Below are 20254 nucleotides of genomic sequence, written 5' to 3' on the forward strand. Positions count from 1 at the left end.
CTTACCCTGGCCCATGCCGCGTTGCAGGCCCAGAGCCACTCAGCCGCCGATAGGTGAGCGGATGGGCACGGCTCAGAGGTTAGTGTGACCAGGTCACACCACCGGCAACCACAGCCATAGCGCCAGCAGTGCCGCCAGCAGCACGGGCGGGGTCATGACGATGCCGACCTTCATGTACTGCCCCCAGCTGATATGGGTGCCCTTGTCGGCCAGTACGTGCAGCCACAGCAGCGTCGCCAGGCTACCGATGGGGGTGAACTTGGGTCCGAGATCGTTGCCGATCACATTGGCGTAGACCATCAGCTCCCGGGTCAGATCGCTGACCTGGGCCTGGTCGATGGCCAGCGCTCCAACCAGGGTGGACGGCATGTTGTTCATGACCGACGCCAGCAGCGCCGACGCCAAGCCGGTCCCCAGGGTGGCTACCAGGGTGCCCTGTTCACCCAGCCAGGTCAGCAGGGCGCTGGCATCTGCCGTCAGCCAGGCATTGCCGAGCCCGTAGACCACCAAGTACATGCCCACGGAGAACAGCACGATCTGCCAGGGCGCTCCCTTGAACACCTTGGGCAGGGAGATCACGCTACGCCCACCCTGGACCCAGCGCCCCGCCAGCGCCACCAGGATCAGCGCGGCGGATCCGGTCACCACCGCCACCGGCACGCCCAGCGGTGCGGTGACAAAGAAGGCCACCAGCAGCGCCGTCAGCACCGGAAAAGCGGCGCGAAACACCAGCGGGTCGCGAATCGCCTGACGCGGCTCTTCCAGCAAGGCCACGTCGTACTGCCCAGGAATGTCGCGACGAAACATCCAGCCCAGTACCACCAGGGTGGCCGCCAGCGACACCAGGTCCACCGGCACCATCACCATGGCGTAACGATTGAAGGAAATGTCGAAGTAGTTGGCGCTGACGATGTTGACCAGGTTGGAGATGATCAACGGCAGGCTGGTGGAGTCGGCAACAAAGCCCGTGGCGATGATGAAGGCCAATGACGCCTGGGGAGAAAACTTGAGGCGGACCAGAATGGCCATGACGATGGGCGTCAGCAGAAGCGCCGCACCATCGTTGGCAAAGAAGGCCGCGATGACCGCCCCCAGCAAGATAATCAGCGGAAACAGGCGACGGCCGTTGCCACCGCCCCAACGGGCCACGTGCAAAGCCGCCCAGGCAAAGAACCCGGCCTCATCCAGGATCAGCGAGATCAGGATCAGGGCGACAAAGGTGAAGGTCGCGTCCCACACGATATCCCATACCACCAGCACATCGGGCAGGTCGACGACGCCAGCCACCAGGGCGACCAGCGCGCCGCCAAGGGCGCTGGTACCGATGCCGAGCCCCTTCGGCTGCCAGATCACCAGCACCAGGGTCACCACAAAAATAGCAAAGGCCAACATGCTCGACTCCCTGTCAAAGACTGTCCTGATTAACCCGCGCCGACAGCGCCTCGGCGCTTTCCACCCGCTCGGAGTAGCGCTGGGTCAGGTAGCGCGCACGGTCGCGATTGAGCCAGGTGAACTTCACCAGCTCTTCGCAGACATCGACGATACGCAGATACAACGGTGACAGACGCATCCGGCCCGCCTCGTTGAATTCATTGAATGCCTTGGGCACCGAGGACTGATTAGGGATGGTCAGCATGCGCATCCAGCGTCCCAGAATGCGCATCTGGTTGACGCTATTGAAGCTCTGACTACCGCCACATACCTGCATCAACGCCAGAGTCTTGCCTTGGGTGGGACGTACCCCGCCCAGTGACAGCGGCAGCCAGTCGATCTGTGCCTTCATCACCGAGGTCATGGCGCCATGGCGTTCCGGACTGACCCACACCATGCCTTCGGCCCAGGTCGCCAGCTCACGCAGCTCGGCCACCTTGGGATGATCGGCCTCGGCGCCGTCAGGCAACGGCAGTCCTACCGGGGAAAACGTGCGCACCTCTGCGCCGAAAGCCGTCAGCAGCCGCGTCGCCTCCTCGGCGACCAGGCGCGAGTAGGAGCGCTCGCGCAGCGAGCCGTACAGCACCAGAATGCGCGGGGCATGGCGCGGAGCATCGGCGGGTACCAGGGCATCTACATCGATGGCCTGGAAGTGCTCGGGATCAATGTTCGGCAGATCATGCAACAAGGATGCTGCGGTCATGAGTTGCCCTCCTTGAGGGTCACGATATCGCCATCTTCCTTGGTGAAGGTGCCCCCCACCCGCGACAGCGGAGCCGCCAGCAGGTCAAGCACGCGCTCGGAGGGCCGGCACAAGGCGGTGCCCAGGTCGGTGACCACGATGGGCCGATTGATCAGGATGGGATGCGCCATCATGGCGTCGATCAATGCCTCGTCCGACAGGTCTGGCTGTTCAAGGCCCAGTTCTGCGTAGGGCGTCCCTTTCTGGCGCAGCAATGCCCTCGGCGTGATGCCCATGGCATCGATCAGCGCGACCAGGCGTTCGCGACTGGGGGGCGTCACCAGGTACTCGATGACCTCTGGGGTCTCGCCGGAGGCCTTGAGCATCGCCAGGGTATTACGTGACGTACCGCAGGCTGGGTTGTGATAGATCAGGGTCATGGTCGGGGTCGCTCCGTCAGGTGGGGTCGCTACAGCCAGGCGTCATCAGGTCGGCCAGCGGATGACACACCTCAGGACGTCCGGCGCAGCAATCGCGCACCAGGAAGTCGAGTGTCCTGGCCATGTGCGCCAGATCTGCCCGATAGACGATCGAGCGGCTTTCTCGGCGCTGGCTGACCAGCCCAGCGCGGCTGAGCACGCCAAGGTGGGCCGATAGGGTGTTGTGGGGCACCTCCAGCAAGCGCGCCAATTCCCCCGCCGGTAGGCCATTGGGCTCATGCCGCACCAGCAGGCGAAAGGCCGCCAGCCGAGTAGGCTGGGACAGCGCCGCGAAGGTATCGAGAGTCGGTTGAAAGTCTTTAGTGTCCATATGTCCGGAATTATGGACATATTGATCGATACGTCAACCCTGGAGTGACTAGTCTGGCGGCAACGGCATGGGGCAACGGCCTGGGGCAACGACATGGAGCAGCCGGTGATGGGAGCCCGGCCCAAGCCCCACGGACAGACTGATGACCGGTGATTCGCCGGTGCCCTTGCTGTCATAAAAACGGCGCGCCCTGGAGAGGACGCGCCGTTTTTGCATGGGGACGGGAAGAGACATGGGGGCAAGCCCCACCCTTTTACAGATAGTTGAACAACGACAGGTCACGAATGCCGATGAAGGCCTGCTGGGCGGCCTGCATGCCCACCTGGCGCAGGCTGTACTCGGAGATCGCCTGGTTGTAATCCAGATCCACCAGGTCCGACATGGTCTGGGCGTAGTTGAGTTCACGGTTGCCGCTGACCGAGTCGATCACGTCCAGCTCATTGAGCCGTGCGCCGACCGAGGCGCGCTTGGTCAGCACGTTGTCGAGGCTGGCATCCAGCTCGCGCATGGCGCCGTTGAGGGTGTTCTCCAGCGTCGCTTGCTGGGCGGGTGTGTCCGCCGGCGCTTCGAGTACCGCCAACACCTTCTCGAAGGTGGTAAAGACGTTGGTATTCATCTTATCGGCGGGGCCGAACACGACGGTATCGCCTGCCACAGGCTCGCCTTCGAGCTCGAGGCGCAGGCCGCCGACCTCTATCGTGGTGCCGTCGGCTGCAAAGGGCTGATCCTCGAACGCAGCGCCAGCGCTGACCCAGTTGCCGCTGCCGTCGTCGACCTCCACGCTGTAGGTGGGCGCATCCGCCGTGCCACCGAACGCGACCCGGTAGCGATCGCCATAACCCGAGTCAGCGGTATCGACGACATCAGGTCCGGCAAAGGTCACGCTACCGGCATTGGTGCTGCCCTGCTCGGCCACGTAGCCCGCCCCGCTGGGCACGCTGGTGAAGATGTCGGCACCGGTATCCCCCACCGGCATCTTGCGCGAGGCGTCGACCTGCTGCTCGCGCACCTGATCGGAGCCAGCGTACTCGATGCCACTGCCAGAGTCCTTGAACGGTTCGCTGCCATCGGCATAGCCACCGAACAGGTAGCGTCCATTGCCATCGGTCGCATTGGCCTGACCGATCATCGTCTCGTAGATGCCGCGCAAGTCGCTGGCGATGGACTGACGGTCGGCATCGCTGAGGGTGCCGTTGGCCGCCTGAATCACCAGGGTCTTGGCACTGGCCAGGGCGTCGCTGACGCTATTGAGCACGCTTTCTTCCTGGGACAGCGCATTGCGTGCGCTGACCCTGGCATCGGTGTACTGCTGGGTCACCGCCTGGGCCTGACTGACCGACACCGCGCGGGAGGCCGCCTGGGGATCATCTGACGGGTTGACCACTCGGCGCCCGGTCGCCAATTGCTGGCTCAGGTGCATAAAGTCGGACTGCTGACGGTTCAGTGAGCTGACGCTCTGGTCAAACATGGTAACGGTGCTGATACGCATGACCTGATGCTCCTTAGCCTCTCAGTCCAAGAATGGTGTCCACCACCGAGGTGGCGGTGTCGATGACCTTGGCATTCGCCTGGTAATACTGCTGATAGCGGATCAGATTGGCCGCCTCTTCATCCAGGTTGACCCCGGACTCGGACAGCTTGACCGCGCTGAGCTGCTCGGTCAGCCCCTGCTGTGCCGCCAGATTGACCTGCACCACATTGGTCCGGTTGCCCACATCGCTCACCAGTGACGCGTAGGCCTGGCTGAGCGTCGCACTGCCACCAACAGTGAGCGCATCCTGCAGCCCCTGCATGGCCAGCGCATTTTCGTTGTCGCCGCTGGCTCCGGACAGGCCAGCCGCAATCTTGTCGGGATCGCTGATGGCGGTCTCGAATTCACCGGCAGCGCGACGCACCGGCTGAATCTCGAAACGGTCACCATCGGCCAGCGCCGTGGGATCGTCGATGGTGAGCGTCACGCCGCCAAAACTGAGGGTGTTTTCTACCGCATCAAAGGTCGTGGTGATCGTCTCACCGGTATCACTGCGGGTGACCTCGAAGGTCGGCGGTGTGGCCGCGGCATCGGTGACCCGCACCTGGTAGTCCGCCGCCTTGAGCTCGCTGATATTGGCGGTGTCAAAGCTCGCGGTCAGGGTCGCGCTGCCCGTATTGGCATCGTGGGTGAAGACCCTGGGAGCGCCGATATCAAACATCGCGCCACCGTCCATACCCTCCAGGTCCTTGCCGAGAGCGTGCTGTTCGTTGAAGGCCACCGCCATGGACACCGCCAGCTGGCCGATCTGATTCTGGGTGCGATCAAGCGTCTCGGAACGGAACTGGATCAAGCCTCCCAGGGAGCCACCCTGCAGACCGTCTTCATCCAGCACCTGCAGACCACCCCCCGGATCCTGGTAGCCGACGACGATGCGCTGGGGGTCGCTGGGAGACGATACCGCCTTCAACTGATAGGACTGGGTGCCGGCCACCAGCGGCTGACCACCGGGGAGATTGACGCGATAGGAGGTACCGTCCTGGACCGTCAACTCGACGCCGATGCGCTCGCTCATTTCGGTCACCAGCTGGTCGCGCTGGTTGAGCAAGGCATTGGGCGCTTCCCCGGTCTTGGCCCGCGCCAGGGCAATCTCGCGGTTGAGGGAGGCCAGCGCCTCGCTCTGATTGTTGATCTGGGTGATCTCATCGCGAATCTGGCCATTGATGCCGTCCTGCATGTCCTGCAGATAGCTGTCAAAGGCACGGAACTGGGCACTGAGCGTATCCGCCGACCCCAGCACGCCCTGACGGGCAGCAGGGTCGGACGGTGCCGAGGCCAGGTCTTCCATCGAGGAGAAGAAGTTCTGCATCAACGGTGCCAGGCCGGCGTCCTGATCTGCCAGCAGACTGTCGATCTGGTTGACCTGGGTCTGATAGGCATTCAACGCCGAGTAGGCGCTGATCGAGCCATTGAGCTGGTCCGCCACGTACTGGTTGAACTGACGCTCGATGTCGTTGACCTGCACCCCCTGGGTACCGCCGTTCCCCTCGCCCAATACCGTGATCTCGCGGTTGTAGCCAGGCGTGTAGACGTTACTGATATTGTTGCTGGTGGTGGACAGGGCATTCTGGGCAGCATTCAGACCGCTCAAGCCGATGGAGAACATGCTCATGGTGGAATTCCTTTCGCCGATAGAAGCGTTATCGGCCAAACCGCTTCAGGCTTGAGGCCGACAGCACCGTTTCATCCGTTGCTGTGCTGCGGGTCTAGAAGACGCGGGTAGGGTTTGTCGCAATATCCGCCCGCGCCAACCAGTCTCCGCTGTCGCTTGCCTGGCTGGCGCTTGCATCAGCGCCAGTGCGCTCGACGGCGGCCACCTGGGTCGCTGCAGGTGCATCGCTCAGCGGACCGAAGGTATGCATGACCGCAATCAGCTTGGCGGCATAGGCCGGGTCGGTGGCATAGCCCCCCTGCTGCAGCGCGTGGGCAGCAGCTTCGGCATCGGGGGCCGTGGTGACGGCGGCGTAACGCGGGTTGTCGCTGATCAAGCGGGCATAGTCGGTAAAGGCCTCCTCGAAGGAGCCGTAGACGCGGAAGTCATCACGAATGCGCAGGCGCTGACCCTGCTCCACCTCATGGGTGGTGATGCGAGTCGTCGGGCCCTCCCAGCGGCTACCGGCCTTGATGCCGAACAGGTTGTGGCTGTTGCCGCCGTCGGCGGTCGCGATCTCATGACGTCCCCAGCCGGTTTCCAGGGCCGCCTGCGCCAGAATCAGCTCTGCCGGCACGCCAGAAGCACGACTGGCCGCCTGGGCAGGCGCCGCCAGCTTGTCGAGGAAGGCCTGGACATGGGCCGGCGTGTCGCGAGCATCGCGACCGCTGATCTGGGCATCCGCTGCACGCCGATCCAGCCCCGCGGTAACGGCGCCCAGTTCATCCAGGAAGCTGGCGGGCATCTCGACCTCGTCAGCAGTCGCTGCATCGTTTCTCAAGGCATTCGACAGCGGGCGCGGGGTGCCGCGGGGTATCCCGGCGATCAAGGCCTCCACGTCCTGGCGCTGTGCCTCGGCGCTTTGCTGGGGCCCGCGCAGCTGCTGCAGCAGCTGGTCGGCCAGGCCGATGCCGCGACTGGCCATGGTCTGCGACCACTGCTGGTCGAGCAAGGACTGGTAATACTGAGTCTGGCGGGATTCAGTCAGGCCGCTGCTGGGCACCGCATCGCGCATGCTCTTCATCATCATGTTGATGAACATCGCCTCGAACTGGCGCGCGGCCTCAGCGGCGGCGGTCGGGTCCTGCTGGCGCGCACTGGTCTTCAGTCGCGACAGTCCCTGCATGTCCAGCGCGAAGCCCGCTTGACCCACACTGCCCGTGGCACGGCTGGCTCCCGCCAGGGCAGACCCGGACAGACCCATAGGAAGGCTCGACGACAGATCGGATATGGCCATCAGATGATCTCCAGCTCCGCTCTGAGCGATCCTGCCGCCTTGAGCGCTTCCAGGATCGACATCAGGTCATTGGGGGTCGCACCCAGCGCATTCAGCGCGTCCACCACGTCCAGCAGACTCGCCCCCTCAACGATCTGCAGGGTGCCCTGTTCCTCGTTGATGGTGATATCGGAATCTGGCACGACCGCAGTATTGCCGGTCTCGCTGAAGGGCGTAGGCTGGCTGACGCCAAAGGCAGTATCGATGACGATCGACAGGTTGCCGTGGGCCACCGCTGCCCGCTTCAGGGTCACGCTGCCATTGAGCACGATGGAGCCAGTCCGCGAATTCAACACCACCCTGGCTCGGGCCGGCATTGGCGTCAGCTCGACACTCTCGACCCTGGCCATGAAGTTGACCCGAGAGTTGGCGTTGGTCGGCCCATTCAGGGCGATCACTCCGCCGTTGCGCGCTGACGCCACTGGGTAGTCGAACTCGTCATTGATGGCTCGCACCATGCGCTCGGCGGTACCGAAGTCGGCCTGGTTGAGCTGCAGTTCGAGCACCCCGTCGCGACTGCCCAGCGACAGCGGCACGGTCTGCTCGACCATCGCACCACCGGCGATGCGACCCGCGGCCTGATGGCTGATCTGCACGCTGGAACCGGCGGACTGCGCGCCAGCGCCGTTGATCAGCAGATTGCCCTGGGCCAGCGCGTAGACGTCTCCGTCGGCCCCCTTCAACGGGGTCATCAGCAGGCTGCCGCCGCGCAGGCTCCGCGCATTACCGATGGACGAGACCACCACATCCAGGCGATGTCCTGGCTGAGCAAAGGGCGGCAGGTCGGCGGTCACCATCACCGCCGCCACGTTGCGCAACTGCATGTTGGTCCCCGGCGGCACCGTGATACCCAGCTGGGACAGCATGTTGTTGAGACTCTGGCCGGTGAACGGCGCCTGCATGGTCTGGTCGCCGGTGCCATCCAGCCCCACCACCAGGCCATACCCCACCAGCTGGTTGTCGCGCACACCGGCAAAAGTGGCCAGGTCGCGGACCTGCTCGGCGCGGGCCAGGGACGACCAGGCGCTCAGGCCGATCAGCAGCACCAGCATCAGACTGCCGAGGGTCAGGATGGGGCGACGGGAAACAGGATGTCTCATGATGCCAGGCCTAGAAGGGAGAAACGTTCAGGAAGAAGCGCTGCATCCAGCCCATGTGCTGGGCCTCGTTGATATAGCCATTGCCGACGTACTCGATACGGGCATCGGCCACCGCCGTGGAAGGCACGGTGTTCTGGGTGGTGATGAAGCGCGGATTGACGACGCCACCGAAGCGAATGAACTCGGTACCCTGGTTGATGGCGATCTGCTTCTCGCCGCGCACTCTCAGGTTGCCGTTGTTCATCACTTCGATCACCGATACGGTGATGGTGCCGGTAAAGGAGTTGTTGGCCTGGGAGCCGCCGCCGCCGGCAAAGTCCGAGTCACCGTCGATCTCGAAGCCATAGTCCAGCAGGTCTTCCAGACCATCCGGCACCTGGGAGAAGGTCAGGCTGGAGCTGCCATCACGATCAGCGTTGGAGCGAGAGTTCTTGCTGGCGCTGACCTCTTCATCCAGCACGATGGTCAGAATGTCGCCAACGCTGCGCGGACGACGATCCTCGAACAGCGGCTGGTAGCCCCGTGCCTTCTGGAAGATCGAGCCGTTGGCCACCGGCAACGGGCGATCGGGGATCTCGATCTGCTCCTGCTCGCCGACCACCGAGGCATGAGGAATCTGGGCACAGCCCGACAGCGCCAGCACGGCCAGCGCCAGGGCCAGCATCACCAGGCGCAGCGCTGGCCCCAGCACCGCATGAGAGCCCCCATCAACGCCAGTACGTGGCTGCCGCAGGGAAGAGTGAGTGTCAGCGTACATGGCCGGCTCCAGCGCTATCAGGGACGTGATTCAGGGTGTCAGCACGTCGATGGTCAGGGGCGTGTCAGTGACAGGCCGAGATCACAGCTGCGCCAGGCGCGCCAGCATCTCGTCGCTGGTCTGCACCGCCTTGGAATTGATCTCGTAGGCGCGCTGGGTCTCGATCATGCTGACCATCTCTTCCACCACGTTGACGTTGGACGTCTCGACGTAGCCCTGCAGCAAGCGACCGGCACCGTTCATGCCAGGCATCAGCTCATTGCGCGGCCCCGAGGAGCTGGTCTCCACGTACAGGTTGCCGCCGATGGACTGAAGCCCAGTGGCGTTGACGAAGGTCGAGATGGTGATCTGGCCGACCTCGTCGGACTCACTGGTGCCGGGCTGGGTCACCGAGACGATGCCGTCCTCGCCGATGTCCACGGACAGGGCGTTGTCAGGAATGATGATGGCCGGCTCCAGCGGATAGCCATTGGCGGTCACCATCTGGCCGTTCTCGTCGAGCTGGAAGCTGCCGTCGCGGGTAAAGGCGGTGGTGCCATCAGGCATCAGTACCTGGAAGAACCCCTTGCCGTTGATCGCCAGGTCCCGGGAGTTTTCGGTCGACTCCAGGCCACCCTGGGTATGCAGCCGTTCGGTAGCTACCGGGCGCACACCGGAACCGATCTGCATGCCGGACGGCAGGCGATCCTGGACGTTGTTCTGGGCCCCCGGCTGACGCATGTTCTGGTACAGCAGGTCCTCGAACACGGCGCGGGACTGCTTGAACCCGTTGGTCGAGACGTTGGCCAGGTTGTTGGAAATCACGTCCAGCTGGACCTGCTGCGATTCGAGTCCGGTCTTGGCCGTCCACAGCGACTTGATCATGGTGCTTCTCTCCTCGTGCCGGGCCTTGCCAGCGCCGGCCTGTATTCAGGGGCCGTGGTATCAGCCGTTCAGCGACAGCAGGCCGTTGGCCTTCTGGGCGTTTTCGTCAGCGCTCGAGATCATCTTGGTCTGCAGCTCATAGCGGCGCGCCACATCGATCATCGAGACCATGGCCTCCACCGGATTGACGTTGCTGCCTTCCAGGGCTCCGCTGACCACCGTGACCTGCTCCGCCGCCGGCAGCTCAGCCGGCTGGCCGTTGGCGCCCGTCGCACGGAACAGTCCGTCTGCGCCACGCTCCAGCTCGCCAGGCTCGGGAGCGACCAGCTTGAGTCGACCCACTTCCGCCAGGGCGTCCGGGTCCTGGCCCATGCCGATGGCGCTCAGGGTGCCGTCGGCGCCGACAAACAGCTCGGCCTCCAGCGGGATCTGAATCGGGCCGCCCTCGCCGATCACCGGACGCCCCATCGACGTCAGCAGGCCATTGGCATCGACCTGCAGGTCTCCCCGACGGGTGTAGGCCTCGCCGCCATCATCACCTTGCACGGCCAGAAAGCCGTCACCGTCGATGGCCAGGTCCAGGGTGCGCCCTGTGCGGGTAATCGCGCCTGGCGTGAAGTCGGTGCCTGGCGTGGTGGCGGCGGTAGAGACCCGAGTGTCCAGACGCGCTTCGCCTTCCACCGGCACCGCGCGCATGGCATGCAGCTGGGCCCGAAACCCGGAGGTGGAGGCATTGGCCAGGTTGTGGCTGACCACCGACTGCTGTTCCATGGTCTGGCGGGCGCCACTCATGGCGGTATAGAGCATGCGATCCATCGGCTATCCCTCTGGGGCGTCTGGGAGGCCACTGCCTGCGGCAGCGGCCGGGGCGGTCATCATCAGCGCAGGTTGATGGCGGTCTGCAGCACTTCGTCCTGGGTCTTGATGGTCTGGGAGTTGGCCTGATACGCCCGCTGGGTGACGATCATGCTGACCAGCTCCTTGGCCATGTCGACGTTGGACGTTTCGATGGCGCCGGACTGGATGCCACCCAGCAGGCCGGTGCCCGGTGCGCCTACCAGCTCCTGGCCAGAGGCGTCCGTCGCCGCCCAGGTGTTGTCACCGGCAGGGGACAGGCCTTCCGGATTACGGAAGTTGGCCAGAGCGATCTGACCGGCCGGACGGGTCTGCTCGTTGGAATAGCTGCGCACCACGGTGCCGTCGTCCTGGATGCTGATACCGACCAGGGCGCCGGAGGTATAGCCGTTCTGGTTCAGTGCCGTGGTGCTGGCGCTGTTACCGAACTGGGTGGAGCCGGAGATATCGAAGGTCAGGTCCATGTCCGTGGCGGCGCCGTCGAAGTAGTCGGCGGAGGCAAAGGACATCGCAAACTGGCCGTTGGCCGGCGCGGTCAGCTGACCATTTTCATCAAATTCCATGGCCATGGTCTGGGGGGCACTGGGCGTCGCCCCATCCATCAGCACCTTGCCGTCCATCGCCATGGTGCCCGTCCAGGTATTCGGCCCGGTCTTCTCGTAGTAGACCGTCACGTTGCGCGGGTTGCCGAGGGAGTCATAGGCGGTGAAGTTGTTGGAGTAGTGATAATCCACCTGCACATTGGTGGCGCCACCAGACCCGGCCAGGGTCACGCTGTTGGTGTCGACACCCACTTCCTTGCGCGAGTCCAGATTGAAGGTGGTGGCCACCTCGGTGGTGGCGCTGGCCGGCATTTCATCGGCCTCAACCTGCAGCACTTCGGGCTGACCGCCGACCTGCACCTGACCGGCAGCGTTGACGCCGTAGCCCATGATGCGGGCGCCCTGGGCGTTCTGCAGGTAGCCATCCGGGGTCATCGTCAGCTGGCCATTGCGGCTGTACACCACCTGGCCGTTCTGCTCCATGCGGAAGAAGCCATCGCCGCTGATGCCCAGGTCCAGGGGACGATTGGTGGATTCCAGGTTGCCGCCGCTGAAGTCCTGCAGCACCGTGGAGACCTTGGTGCCCAGGCCGATCTGGGAATTGGCGAAGACGTCGGCGAACTGGGCGCTGCCACTCTTGTAGCCCACGGTCTGCGAGTTGGCGATGTTGTTGCCCAGCACATCCAGGCTGTCGGCGGCGGCATTCAGGCCGCTAAGCGCTTGTGAAAAGCCCATGTCACACTCCTTAGATAGTTCCCTGCGTCGATGACTCGACGATCATGTTCTCGACCTTCAGCGGCGCACGGCAGCCTCGTCGGCACAGCCTGGACGTCGCCAGCGACCTCTCGTCTCGCCCTACAGAATCTGGCGAATATCATTGAGCGCCACCTGGCCGTAGACCGCGCCAAGGTCGAGCATGACCTGGCCGCTGTCCGTGGCCGGGGACACACCCCCCACCTGGGCATAGTTCAAGGCGGTGACCGACAGCGCCTCACCCTCGACACCGGTGGCATCGATGCTGACGCGATAGGCACCTTCAGGGGCGGCCACACCCTCCGCAGTCATGCCATCCCACTGGAACGACTCGCTCCCCGCCGATGCCGGGCCCAGGTTGTAGCTGTTGATGACTTCACCGGACTCGTTGGTGATGGTCACCTTGACCTCGGCAGCGGGACTATCCAGCTCGACACCAAAGGGCGTGGATACCGGTGTACCGTCGTCGTTGTGGGCCATGACGATGCGATCTCCGGGCACCAGCACGCCCTTACCGATCAGCGAGGTTGCCTGCAGCGCCTGGCCGGCATTGATCTGGCCAGTGATCGACGACATGGTCTCGTTGAGATCCTCGATGCCGGATACGGTATTGATCTGAGCCAACTGCGAGGTCATCTCGCTGTTGTCCATGGGGTTGAGTGGATCCTGGTTCTGCAGCTGCGTCACCAGCATCGTCATGAAGTTGTCGCCGAGCTCATCGGAGGCCTGCTTGGAGCTGGCCTGAGCAGTCGCGGCATTGACGGCGTTATAGACGCTGGGATCAATGGTAGTGGCCATCGGCTCAGCCCTCGCCCAGGGTCAGCGTCTTGAGCATCAGCTGCTTGCTGGTGTTCATGACCTCGACGTTGGCTTGATAGGAGCGGGAGGCGGAGATCATGTTGACCATCTCGCCCACCGGGTCGACGTTGGGCATCGACACGTAGCCGGCATCGTCCGCCAGCGGGTGCTCGGGGCGGTACTCCTGACGCAGCGGAGAGGGATCCTCGACCACCTCGCGCACCGCCACACCGCCGATGCCGTCGCTGGCGGCGCGCGATTCAAACACCGCCTGACGCGCTCGGTAGGCCTCGCCGTCGGGGCCGGCCACGCTGTCGGCGTTGGCCATATTGCTGGCGGTGACGTTCATGCGCTGAGCCTGGGCGGTCATCGCCGAGGCGGAAATATCAAAGATCGAGAACATCGACATGGAGCGCTCTCCCTGCGTGGAATAAATGGTGGCCTGGGCTTATTGCTCTGGCTGCATGGCCTGCTTGAGGCCCTGGATGCGGCTGTTGAGGATGGTCAGCGCAGCCTGATAGCGCACCGAGTTGTCGGTAAACGCCGCCCGCTCACGATCCATGTCCACGGTGTTGCCATCGAGGCTTGCCTGTTCCGGCACGCGATACTTGAGTTCACTGCCGCCCAGGGACAGCGCGCTGCCGTGCCCCGACAGGTGATGGCCAGAGGTCCGCGACAGCGACAGCCCCGGCTGGGACATGCCGCGGGTAGCGGATTCCAGCGCCTGGGCGAAATCCATGTCGCGGGCCTTGTAGCCAGGGGTATCCGCATTGGCGATATTGCTGGCCAGCACCTTCTGGCGCTCCTGTCGCAGCGACAAGGCCTGCTGATGAAAGGCCAGAGAGGCTTCGAGCTGATCGATCATCCCAGTGCGCTCCGTAGGCAGGGAACAAAGACAAAGGTTTCGACGATGAAGAATACCCAGCCCGGTGTCAGCACAAAGCCGTGAACAGCCGTCATAAGCGTGCCCATTTCGATCCATACCGGCGCCGCGCCAAGGCTAGACTGGTGTGCCATACGCCATCCCAGGCCATGTTTTCGGCGACAGGTACCCGCCATGCCACAGCGCTCGCAGCGCCTAGACACCCTTTCCTTGCTGGACCCGCAGCGACGCTCAAGCCTTGCGCCGCTGGCGCGACTGCTGCTGGTCATTCTCCTGCTGGCCACGTCCCTGCTGACCATTGCCTGCACAGCACAGGCCGCGGATGAACCGCAGCACACCGCGTTGCTTGATCGGGTCGAGGGGTTTCTGTTCGAACAGGCGCTGGCCGACGGCGCCTCGCCACAAGACCTGCAGATCGAGGTCTTTGCACCGGCGGCAGACCTGACGGACTGCCAGGCAGCAGAGCCCTTTCTGCCTCGCGCTGGTACGCGCCTGGCCGGACGGGTATCGGTCGGGCTGCGCTGCGCCGGGGAGTCGCACCGCACGCGCTATCTGCAGGCTGACATCACCCGCATGGGTTGGCAGCTGGTGGCGGCTCGCGATATTGCTCCCGGGGAACGTCTGAGCGACGACATGCTGAGCCGTGAGCGGGTCGACCTGGCCCGGCTGTCCTCCCAGGCATTGAGCGACCCTGCCAGCGCCATCGGCCAGGTCGCCCGGCGCGGCATCCGACAGGGGCAGGCCCTGGCCAGCCACCAGCTCAGCGCTCCGAAACTCGTCAGACGAGGCGAACAGGTCGCGGTGGAAGCCAGCGGACGCGGCTTTCGCATTAGCCGCCAAGGCGAAGCCCTGGAGGCTGGAGGAATGGGGGACAGGGTGCGCGTCAGAGTGGATCGGCGCCAGGTGCTCGAGGCCAGGGTGGTCGATCGCGGACGCTTGGCCGTGGCCTTCTAGCCGCTTGCCTTCATGCTTGCAGCGCCCACCACTGGTCATCCAGACCCTGCTGGCCTAAAGTTTGGCGCAGCGCTGCCGATACCCTTTCTAGTTACCGAGTCAGGCACGACAGCCGCGCCTGCTTCTAGCGCCAATCTTGTGAGGCCATGCCCGTGAAAATCGATTCGCAACAGCCGCTGACCCGCCCCGCCCAGAGCGAAGGGCCTCAGCAGAGCGAAAAACCGACGCCCGCTGGCACCTCGTCATCGGCGGAAGCCGGCGCCCAGACCCACCTCAGCCGTCCGGCGGCCGATGCCAGCCAGGACATCGACATGGCACGGGTAGAAGAGATTCGCGACGCCATTCGTGAAGGTCGCCTGGAGATCAATCCGGAGCGGATCGCCGACGGGCTGATCGACAGTATTCGCAGCATGCTGGACGAGCCGGCGGCCGGCAACGGACGCGATCCGTCATGAGCCTCACCCGCCTGCTGGATCAGCAACACATCCGCCTGAGCGATCTGCTGGGACTGCTGCAGCAGGAGCAGGAGTGCCTGGTGCAAGGCCAGGTCGACACCGAGGCCCTGGTAGGATTGGCCACGCGCAAGTCGGAGATTCAGCAGCAACTTGCCGAGACCGAGGCGCGACGTCGCCAGGTGCAGTGCCGCCTGGGCTACGCCGACGACCGCGAGGGAGCGCGCCAGGCCGCCATGGATGCAGGTTGTATCGCGCAGTGGGACTCCACCATGGCGATGGCCAGGGACGTCTCCCGCGCCAACCTGCGCTGCGGGGAATTGCTCGGCCTGCGTATGCAGCACAACCAACAGATGCTCGACGAGATTCACCGCATCGCCAACGCCAGCGTCTATCGGCCAGACGGGCGTACCCGCCTGCAACCCTCGCGCCTGAACGTCTCGGCCTGAGCCGCGGCAACTCTCCGCCAGCCACTGCAGTTTTCCACACGTCAGTGACTCCCACCGCTGTTACCCATACTGCAGTTACCCACACTGCGGCTGCCCAGCCAGCGCCGACAGACGGGCAGTGGCCGAGTGACACATATGACTACAGCGGTGCCGCCGGCCTCGCTCCCGCCGCCACCCAGGCCAGCAGTGCGTGAGCTTCCAACGGCGCCCCCAGCAAATGCCCCTGAGCCCGCATCAGCCCCAGCGCTCGTACCGTTTCGAGCTGGCTGGCGGTTTCTACTCCAACGGCCACCGCGGTGAACTCCAGGGTCTCGAAGCAGCGAATCAGCGCCGCGACGCTCTGGCGTGCACTCGATGAGGGTTCGGCCAGCGCGCGCAGGGTATCGGGCCCCAATTTACCGAGGGAGACCGGCAGCGAGGCCATGCCGAACAGGTCCACCGGGGACTGGCCCAGCCGGTCCACCCCCAGTCGTATGCCCAGCGCCACCAGCCGCCGCAGCAGGTGAGACTGGCGGTAGCCCACCTCGAACAGACCGGTGCCATCGACCTCCAGGCTCAGCCAGTCAAGACGCTCGTCGCCACCACTGTCTGCACTGCACAGCTGACGGAGATACAGGTCCAGCGCCCGGCCATCAAAGCTGACCTGATCGAGCAGGCAGGGATGAATGTTCACCGCCACATCCCAGTCCCCCAGCACCAGCCCTGCTTCGCGCCAACGCCGGCGCTGGGCCATGACCTCTTTCAACACCCAGCGGTCCAGCCGATCGATCAGCTGCATCTCCGCCGCCAGCCCCAGAAACTCCTCCGGGGCGATATCCCCGCGGCGGGGATGGCGCCAGCGCACCAGCGCCTCGAGCCCGCAGCAATGTCGCGAGGACAGATCGAACTGGGGTTGAAACACCAGGTACAGCTGCTGATCGGGAAACATCAGCGCTTCCTGCAGCTCCTGACGGAAGCACTGCTGGATTTCCATCAACTGCTGAAGGCTGCCGTCATAGAAGGCAAAGCTACCCAGCGGCGCCTCTTCCAGCGCCTTTTCCGCATGGGCCAGCAGCTCGCCCGCCTCTTCTCCATCCTCAGGGCATAGCGCAATACCGATGCGCGGCTCGATCAGCGCAGGCGAGTAGCCGGACAGGGTAAACGGGGGTTCCAGCGCCTCCAGGCAGCGGTCGGCGATCACCTGGAGGGTCTCGGGGGACATCGGATGCTCCAGCAGGATACCCCAGCGCTCCCGGTCGAGCTGCACCACACTGTCTTCGCGTCGCAGGGTATTGACCAGGCGGCGGCCAGCGCGGCGTGACACACGTGACGCCACCTCGGCGCCATGCTCCACCATCAAACGTGAAATACCATGCAGCTCGACCAGCATGACCCCAAGGCGCTGGCCCAACCGGTCGGCACGTTCGAAGGCGTGGGACAGACGATCTTCGAAGATCCAGGCGCTGGCCACGCTGCCGATATCCGCATGGCGGCGCTCGAGCACCGACTCGGCGTCAGCGTTGAGGTCGATAAAGGTGACCAGCCACATCAGCGGTTCTGCCGGCGAGTCCGCCTCGCCCGCGTCGCGATCGAAGGAAACACAGGACATCAGGCCCAGGCGAGCATTGGCGCTGTCATCTACCAGCAGCCAGGCCTGCTGCCATTCCTCACCGGGTGACAGGGTGTGATAGCTGCCGCGCTCTCCCAGCAGGTTGACGAAGGGGCGAAACAACTCGTTGAGATTACGCCCGATCAGCTCTCCGCCGGTGGGGCATGCCAGCACCGTCAGGGCCGTGTTGACCCATACCAGCCTGTCGTTGGCGTCAATCAGTGCCATACCGACCGGCGCCCGGTCCAATACCAGCCCCGCCACCACCGACGGGTGGCGCGTCACAGTGCCGCCGCCACCTGCCTGCGACAGCGACCTTGGGCCCATGTCTCCTCGTCGATCCTTAGCCATGTGCCCTGCCCAGAAAAAGGTAAGCGGTGCGCATTACCTAATATAGTCATTATCGGCTGGCAAAGTGCACTCTTTAGCCTTCGGACGGGCAGTTTTTGCACAGACAGGGGCATTTGCTGCTCGAGACAGACGACAACTCAATGCATCCGTCCTATCTCTCTTTCATCAGCAGGTCCCGCTCACGCAGCTCGCTCCAGAAGGCCTCGGGAATCGACCGCACGGATAGCGAATGATTTCGCGTCACCTGCTCCGGCGAGCGCATCCCGGCCATGACATTGACCACGGCAGGGTGACGCCACGGGAAGGCCAGCGCCGCCGCTGGCAGGCTGACACCATGGGCGCGAGCCACCGCGGCAAGATCGCGGGCACGCTGGAGCATGGCCTCCGGCGCCGGCCCGTACTCGTACCAGGCATCGGCGGGAGGCTCATCACGTGCCAGCAGGCCCGAATTGAACACACCAACCGCCACGACGCCCACCTGGCGCTCCAGGCAGGCGTCCATCAGTCCTGCCTGCTCCTGCTCCAGCAAGGTATAGCGCCCGGCCAGCATGATCAGGTCGGGCCTGGCCTGATCAACGAAGCGCTTGAGCATGCCGGCATCCTTGGAGCCTACTCCCCAGGCAGCGATCTTGCCCTGCTCACGCAGACGTTCAAGCTCAGGGACCGCTCCCTCCAAGGCCTCCTCGAAGCGATCCGTGGGCTCTTCCGGATCATGGATCCAGAGGACGTCCACCGACGCCATATCGAGGCGCGCAAGCGAGGCCTCCAGGCTCTGGCGGACGCCCTCGGCGGTATAGTCGCGCCGACGGATCAGCTCATCGGCCACCAGGAAGCCGTTAGCCTCATCGCTGCCCCGCGGAGCAGGGTTAGGCTCCAGCAGCCGCCCCACCTTGGTGGAAATGACGACGTCATCCGGCGAGCGTCCCTTGAGGGCCTGTCCCAGTCGCCGCTCGGATAGCCCAAGTCCGTAGTGAGGGGCCGTATCGTAGAACCTGAGCCCCAGCTCCCAGGCGCAGTCCACTGCGGCAAGGCAGTCCTCTGCGGATGTCACCTTGCCCATGTTGCCGAACTGCGCCGCACCAACACCTAGGCCTTCGAAGGCACGGCGCAGCTTGGGCGGCAGACGGCTGGCGATCGGCGATGTCGTCATCCGGTATCCCTCCTGTGGTAGATGTTCAAGGCGTTGTCCTCGGCAACGGCCTGACGCTTTTCCGCGGGCACCTGCGCCAGCACCCGCTCGCACCAGTCCTCAGGATCCTGGCTCACGGGGCTGTCGCTACCGACCAGGCAGCGCTCGGCGCCGAAGGTCTCAAGCGCCAGGTCGATCATGTCCGGTGCATGACGCTCCAACTCATCGATGCCGTGACACTCTGCCGGCAGCCCGGATAGCTTGCAGTGAACCCGGTCGAGTTCGGCCAGGCGCGCCAGATTGCGCTGCCAGGCGTCACGGGCGACGCCGTCACGCGGGTTCGGCTTGCCCATATGGTCGAGCACCACCGTCAACTCTGGCACCCGCTCGAGCAACGCCAGAAGTCGCGGCAGCTCGTGGTCCCTGACACAGGCATCGAAGGGCAGGCCTCGGCCGGCCAAACGCTTCAGGCCGTCGACCAGGGAGGTCGAGTCAAACAGCTCCCGGTCCTGCAGCAGACGCCTGACGCCGACCACCTGAGGCACCTCGGCCAGATTCGCCAACACCCGCTCGGCCTGCGGCAGCTCCAGCGCGACGCTGGCGACCACACCGTGGACCCGAGGGTCACGCTCGGCCAGCGCGATCAGCCAGCTGGCTTCCTCGGCGGGGTCGTGGGCGTCGGCCTCGACCAGCACGTAGCGACGGTCCTGGCCATCAGGAATCGCCGCCATGGGGGGCAGGCCCGCAGCAGTGAGCCAGGGAATCCGCACCACCTCGGTGTCCCAGACGTGAAGGTGGGTATCGATCATCACGGGACACCTATCGTCAGTAGAAAGTTGGAATAGGGGCGGCACTCGCCGGTGGCGACCACCAGGCACACATCGGGGCGTTGGCAGGCGTCATAGAAGGCCCAGCGATCCAGGCCCGACCAGTCAAGCTGCTGACCTCCGCCATGACGGTGTCCGGCCAGCCGCTGCTGGCACTCGAGCACGCACTCTGCGGCGTCGCCCTCGGCGTTGGCCATGTAGGTGACCTGTTCTATAAACACCGCCTGGGCCAGCGCCTCCATGACGGACAACGCTGGCACCATGCCCTCGCACAGGTTGAGGTAGACCCGGCTCGCGGATGGCGGGGCCCCGGTCGAGTGCGGATAGAGCGCATCGGCCACCAGCACCCTGGCACCGTGGCCCGCTGACGCAAGAGCATGTAATAGCGGCGGATGCAGTAGCGGCCCCTTGATCATGTTGCGGGCACCCAGGCGGACGTACCGTCAATGCCTGCGCCAGGCCACCAGCCGGCGAAGACAGGGGCGCGCAGCTCTACAGCTCTGGCGTGGGTGAGGATCGGCATATATGAGCTCCTGATTCATCAGATGTATTAAGCGCTCTGGACTTTCCG

At 64.5% G+C, this 20254-nt stretch carries 22 protein-coding genes; 3 read left to right on the forward strand and 19 right to left on the reverse strand.

Annotated features, from left to right (window positions below):
• Positions 1 to 93: 93 nt before the first annotated feature.
• From KUW18_RS04565 to flgB, 15 genes are all read right to left on the reverse strand, one after another.
• Positions 94 to 1392, reverse strand: a complete 1299-nt coding sequence (locus KUW18_RS04565; RefSeq protein ID WP_222162362.1) for an arsenic transporter — start codon at positions 1390 to 1392, stop codon at positions 94 to 96.
• Positions 1393 to 1405: 13 nt separating this feature from the next.
• A complete protein-coding gene (arsH, locus tag KUW18_RS04570) occupies positions 1406 to 2134 on the reverse strand; it encodes an arsenical resistance protein ArsH (RefSeq protein ID WP_222560906.1) in 729 nt (242 codons plus the stop codon).
• On the reverse strand, positions 2131 to 2553 hold the full coding sequence (arsC, locus tag KUW18_RS04575) for an arsenate reductase (glutaredoxin) (RefSeq protein ID WP_222560907.1): 423 nt from the start codon (positions 2551 to 2553) through the stop codon (positions 2131 to 2133). The genes arsH and arsC overlap by 4 nt, the downstream gene beginning before the upstream one ends.
• Before the next feature lie 16 nt (positions 2554 to 2569).
• Positions 2570 to 2923 carry an ArsR/SmtB family transcription factor gene (locus KUW18_RS04580; RefSeq protein WP_206941852.1) on the reverse strand — a complete coding sequence of 118 codons (354 nt, stop codon included), beginning with the start codon at positions 2921 to 2923 and terminating at the stop codon, positions 2570 to 2572.
• A 253-nt stretch (positions 2924 to 3176) separates the two neighbouring features.
• Positions 3177 to 4412: a flagellar hook-associated protein FlgL gene (gene flgL, locus KUW18_RS04585; RefSeq protein ID WP_222560908.1), complete on the reverse strand. Its 1236-nt coding sequence runs from the start codon at positions 4410 to 4412 to the stop codon at positions 3177 to 3179.
• Positions 4413 to 4425: 13 nt separating this feature from the next.
• Positions 4426 to 6066 (reverse strand): flagellar hook-associated protein FlgK, encoded by a 1641-nt coding sequence (flgK, locus tag KUW18_RS04590; RefSeq protein WP_222560909.1) that lies wholly within the window; start codon positions 6064 to 6066, stop codon positions 4426 to 4428.
• Positions 6067 to 6160: 94 nt separating this feature from the next.
• Entirely contained in the window at positions 6161 to 7342 is a 1182-nt protein-coding gene (gene flgJ / locus KUW18_RS04595; protein WP_409995821.1) for a flagellar assembly peptidoglycan hydrolase FlgJ, read from the reverse strand.
• Entirely contained in the window at positions 7342 to 8481 is a 1140-nt protein-coding gene (locus tag KUW18_RS04600) for a flagellar basal body P-ring protein FlgI (RefSeq protein WP_261396095.1), read from the reverse strand. Before KUW18_RS04600 ends, flgJ begins: the two co-directional genes overlap by 1 nt.
• A gap of 10 nt (positions 8482 to 8491) precedes the next feature.
• Entirely contained in the window at positions 8492 to 9145 is a 654-nt protein-coding gene (locus KUW18_RS04605; protein WP_224851953.1) for a flagellar basal body L-ring protein FlgH, read from the reverse strand.
• Between the two features lie 174 nt (positions 9146 to 9319).
• Positions 9320 to 10102: a flagellar basal-body rod protein FlgG gene (gene flgG, locus KUW18_RS04610; RefSeq protein WP_206941865.1), complete on the reverse strand. Its 783-nt coding sequence runs from the start codon at positions 10100 to 10102 to the stop codon at positions 9320 to 9322.
• A 60-nt stretch (positions 10103 to 10162) separates the two neighbouring features.
• Positions 10163 to 10918, reverse strand: coding sequence for a flagellar basal-body rod protein FlgF (gene flgF / locus KUW18_RS04615; protein WP_206941867.1), 756 nt, complete (start codon positions 10916 to 10918; stop codon positions 10163 to 10165).
• Between the two features lie 62 nt (positions 10919 to 10980).
• Positions 10981 to 12234, reverse strand: a complete 1254-nt coding sequence (gene flgE, locus KUW18_RS04620) for a flagellar hook protein FlgE (RefSeq protein ID WP_222162353.1) — start codon at positions 12232 to 12234, stop codon at positions 10981 to 10983.
• A gap of 120 nt (positions 12235 to 12354) precedes the next feature.
• Entirely contained in the window at positions 12355 to 13050 is a 696-nt protein-coding gene (gene flgD / locus KUW18_RS04625) for a flagellar hook assembly protein FlgD (protein ID WP_206941871.1), read from the reverse strand.
• Between the two features lie 4 nt (positions 13051 to 13054).
• Positions 13055 to 13459, reverse strand: a complete 405-nt coding sequence (gene flgC, locus KUW18_RS04630; RefSeq protein ID WP_206941873.1) for a flagellar basal body rod protein FlgC — start codon at positions 13457 to 13459, stop codon at positions 13055 to 13057.
• Positions 13460 to 13498: 39 nt separating this feature from the next.
• A complete protein-coding gene (flgB, locus tag KUW18_RS04635) occupies positions 13499 to 13915 on the reverse strand; it encodes a flagellar basal body rod protein FlgB (RefSeq protein ID WP_222560910.1) in 417 nt (138 codons plus the stop codon).
• A gap of 192 nt (positions 13916 to 14107) precedes the next feature.
• Here flgB and flgA point away from each other — a divergent pair, with 192 nt between their 5' ends.
• The 3 genes from flgA to KUW18_RS04650 all read left to right on the forward strand — a co-directional run bounded on the left by flgA (position 14108) and on the right by KUW18_RS04650 (position 15788).
• A complete protein-coding gene (gene flgA, locus KUW18_RS04640; protein ID WP_222560911.1) occupies positions 14108 to 14887 on the forward strand; it encodes a flagellar basal body P-ring formation chaperone FlgA in 780 nt (259 codons plus the stop codon).
• 152 nt (positions 14888 to 15039) lie between these two features.
• Entirely contained in the window at positions 15040 to 15342 is a 303-nt protein-coding gene (gene flgM, locus KUW18_RS04645) for a flagellar biosynthesis anti-sigma factor FlgM (RefSeq protein ID WP_206941881.1), read from the forward strand.
• Positions 15339 to 15788: a flagella synthesis protein FlgN gene (locus tag KUW18_RS04650; protein ID WP_206941883.1), complete on the forward strand. Its 450-nt coding sequence runs from the start codon at positions 15339 to 15341 to the stop codon at positions 15786 to 15788. The genes flgM and KUW18_RS04650 overlap by 4 nt, the downstream gene beginning before the upstream one ends.
• 139 nt (positions 15789 to 15927) lie before the next feature.
• Here the strand turns inward: KUW18_RS04650 and KUW18_RS04655 are convergent, their stop codons facing one another.
• From KUW18_RS04655 to KUW18_RS04670, 4 genes are all read right to left on the reverse strand, one after another.
• Positions 15928 to 17703, reverse strand: coding sequence for an EAL domain-containing protein (locus KUW18_RS04655; RefSeq protein ID WP_222560912.1), 1776 nt, complete (start codon positions 17701 to 17703; stop codon positions 15928 to 15930).
• A gap of 175 nt (positions 17704 to 17878) precedes the next feature.
• Positions 17879 to 18877: an aldo/keto reductase gene (locus KUW18_RS04660; protein WP_222560913.1), complete on the reverse strand. Its 999-nt coding sequence runs from the start codon at positions 18875 to 18877 to the stop codon at positions 17879 to 17881.
• Complete coding sequence (locus KUW18_RS04665; protein ID WP_222560914.1) at positions 18874 to 19665, reverse strand: amidohydrolase family protein; 792 nt, start codon at positions 19663 to 19665, stop codon at positions 18874 to 18876. Before KUW18_RS04665 ends, KUW18_RS04660 begins: the two co-directional genes overlap by 4 nt.
• Positions 19665 to 20099, reverse strand: coding sequence for an RbsD/FucU family protein (locus KUW18_RS04670; protein ID WP_222560915.1), 435 nt, complete (start codon positions 20097 to 20099; stop codon positions 19665 to 19667). Before KUW18_RS04670 ends, KUW18_RS04665 begins: the two co-directional genes overlap by 1 nt.
• Positions 20100 to 20254: the final 155 nt, after the last annotated feature.

Source organism: Halomonas sp. DP5Y7-2 (assembly GCF_019802025.1).
Taxonomy (GTDB): Bacteria; Pseudomonadota; Gammaproteobacteria; order Pseudomonadales; family Halomonadaceae; genus Halomonas; species Halomonas litopenaei_A.

Excerpts from the sequence above, each read along its gene's own strand:
- flgC (WP_206941873.1), bottom strand. The coding sequence starts at position 13,459 with ATGTCGATGTTCTCGATCTTTGATATTTCCGCCTCGGCGATGACCGCC.
- arsH (WP_222560906.1), bottom strand. The coding sequence starts at position 2,134 with ATGACCGCAGCATCCTTGTTGCATGATCTGCCGAACATTGATCCCGAG.
- flgK (WP_222560909.1), bottom strand. The coding sequence starts at position 6,066 with ATGAGCATGTTCTCCATCGGCTTGAGCGGTCTGAATGCTGCCCAGAAT.
- flgE (WP_222162353.1), bottom strand. The coding sequence starts at position 12,234 with ATGGGCTTTTCACAAGCGCTTAGCGGCCTGAATGCCGCCGCCGACAGC.
- KUW18_RS04650 (WP_206941883.1), top strand. The coding sequence starts at position 15,339 with ATGAGCCTCACCCGCCTGCTGGATCAGCAACACATCCGCCTGAGCGAT.
- KUW18_RS04605 (WP_224851953.1), bottom strand. The coding sequence starts at position 9,145 with ATGCTGGCCCTGGCGCTGGCCGTGCTGGCGCTGTCGGGCTGTGCCCAG.
- KUW18_RS04600 (WP_261396095.1), bottom strand. The coding sequence starts at position 8,481 with ATGAGACATCCTGTTTCCCGTCGCCCCATCCTGACCCTCGGCAGTCTG.
- flgG (WP_206941865.1), bottom strand. The coding sequence starts at position 10,102 with ATGATCAAGTCGCTGTGGACGGCCAAGACCGGACTCGAATCGCAGCAG.
- KUW18_RS04670 (WP_222560915.1), bottom strand. The coding sequence starts at position 20,099 with ATGATCAAGGGGCCGCTACTGCATCCGCCGCTATTACATGCTCTTGCG.
- arsC (WP_222560907.1), bottom strand. The coding sequence starts at position 2,553 with ATGACCCTGATCTATCACAACCCAGCCTGCGGTACGTCACGTAATACC.
- KUW18_RS04660 (WP_222560913.1), bottom strand. The coding sequence starts at position 18,877 with ATGACGACATCGCCGATCGCCAGCCGTCTGCCGCCCAAGCTGCGCCGT.
- flgJ (WP_409995821.1), bottom strand. The coding sequence starts at position 7,342 with ATGGCCATATCCGATCTGTCGTCGAGCCTTCCTATGGGTCTGTCCGGG.
- KUW18_RS04665 (WP_222560914.1), bottom strand. The coding sequence starts at position 19,665 with ATGATCGATACCCACCTTCACGTCTGGGACACCGAGGTGGTGCGGATT.
- flgL (WP_222560908.1), bottom strand. The coding sequence starts at position 4,412 with ATGCGTATCAGCACCGTTACCATGTTTGACCAGAGCGTCAGCTCACTG.
- flgB (WP_222560910.1), bottom strand. The coding sequence starts at position 13,915 with ATGATCGATCAGCTCGAAGCCTCTCTGGCCTTTCATCAGCAGGCCTTG.
- flgA (WP_222560911.1), top strand. The coding sequence starts at position 14,108 with ATGCCACAGCGCTCGCAGCGCCTAGACACCCTTTCCTTGCTGGACCCG.
- flgF (WP_206941867.1), bottom strand. The coding sequence starts at position 10,918 with ATGGATCGCATGCTCTATACCGCCATGAGTGGCGCCCGCCAGACCATG.
- flgD (WP_206941871.1), bottom strand. The coding sequence starts at position 13,050 with ATGGCCACTACCATTGATCCCAGCGTCTATAACGCCGTCAATGCCGCG.
- KUW18_RS04580 (WP_206941852.1), bottom strand. The coding sequence starts at position 2,923 with ATGGACACTAAAGACTTTCAACCGACTCTCGATACCTTCGCGGCGCTG.
- KUW18_RS04655 (WP_222560912.1), bottom strand. The coding sequence starts at position 17,703 with ATGGGCCCAAGGTCGCTGTCGCAGGCAGGTGGCGGCGGCACTGTGACG.
- KUW18_RS04565 (WP_222162362.1), bottom strand. The coding sequence starts at position 1,392 with ATGTTGGCCTTTGCTATTTTTGTGGTGACCCTGGTGCTGGTGATCTGG.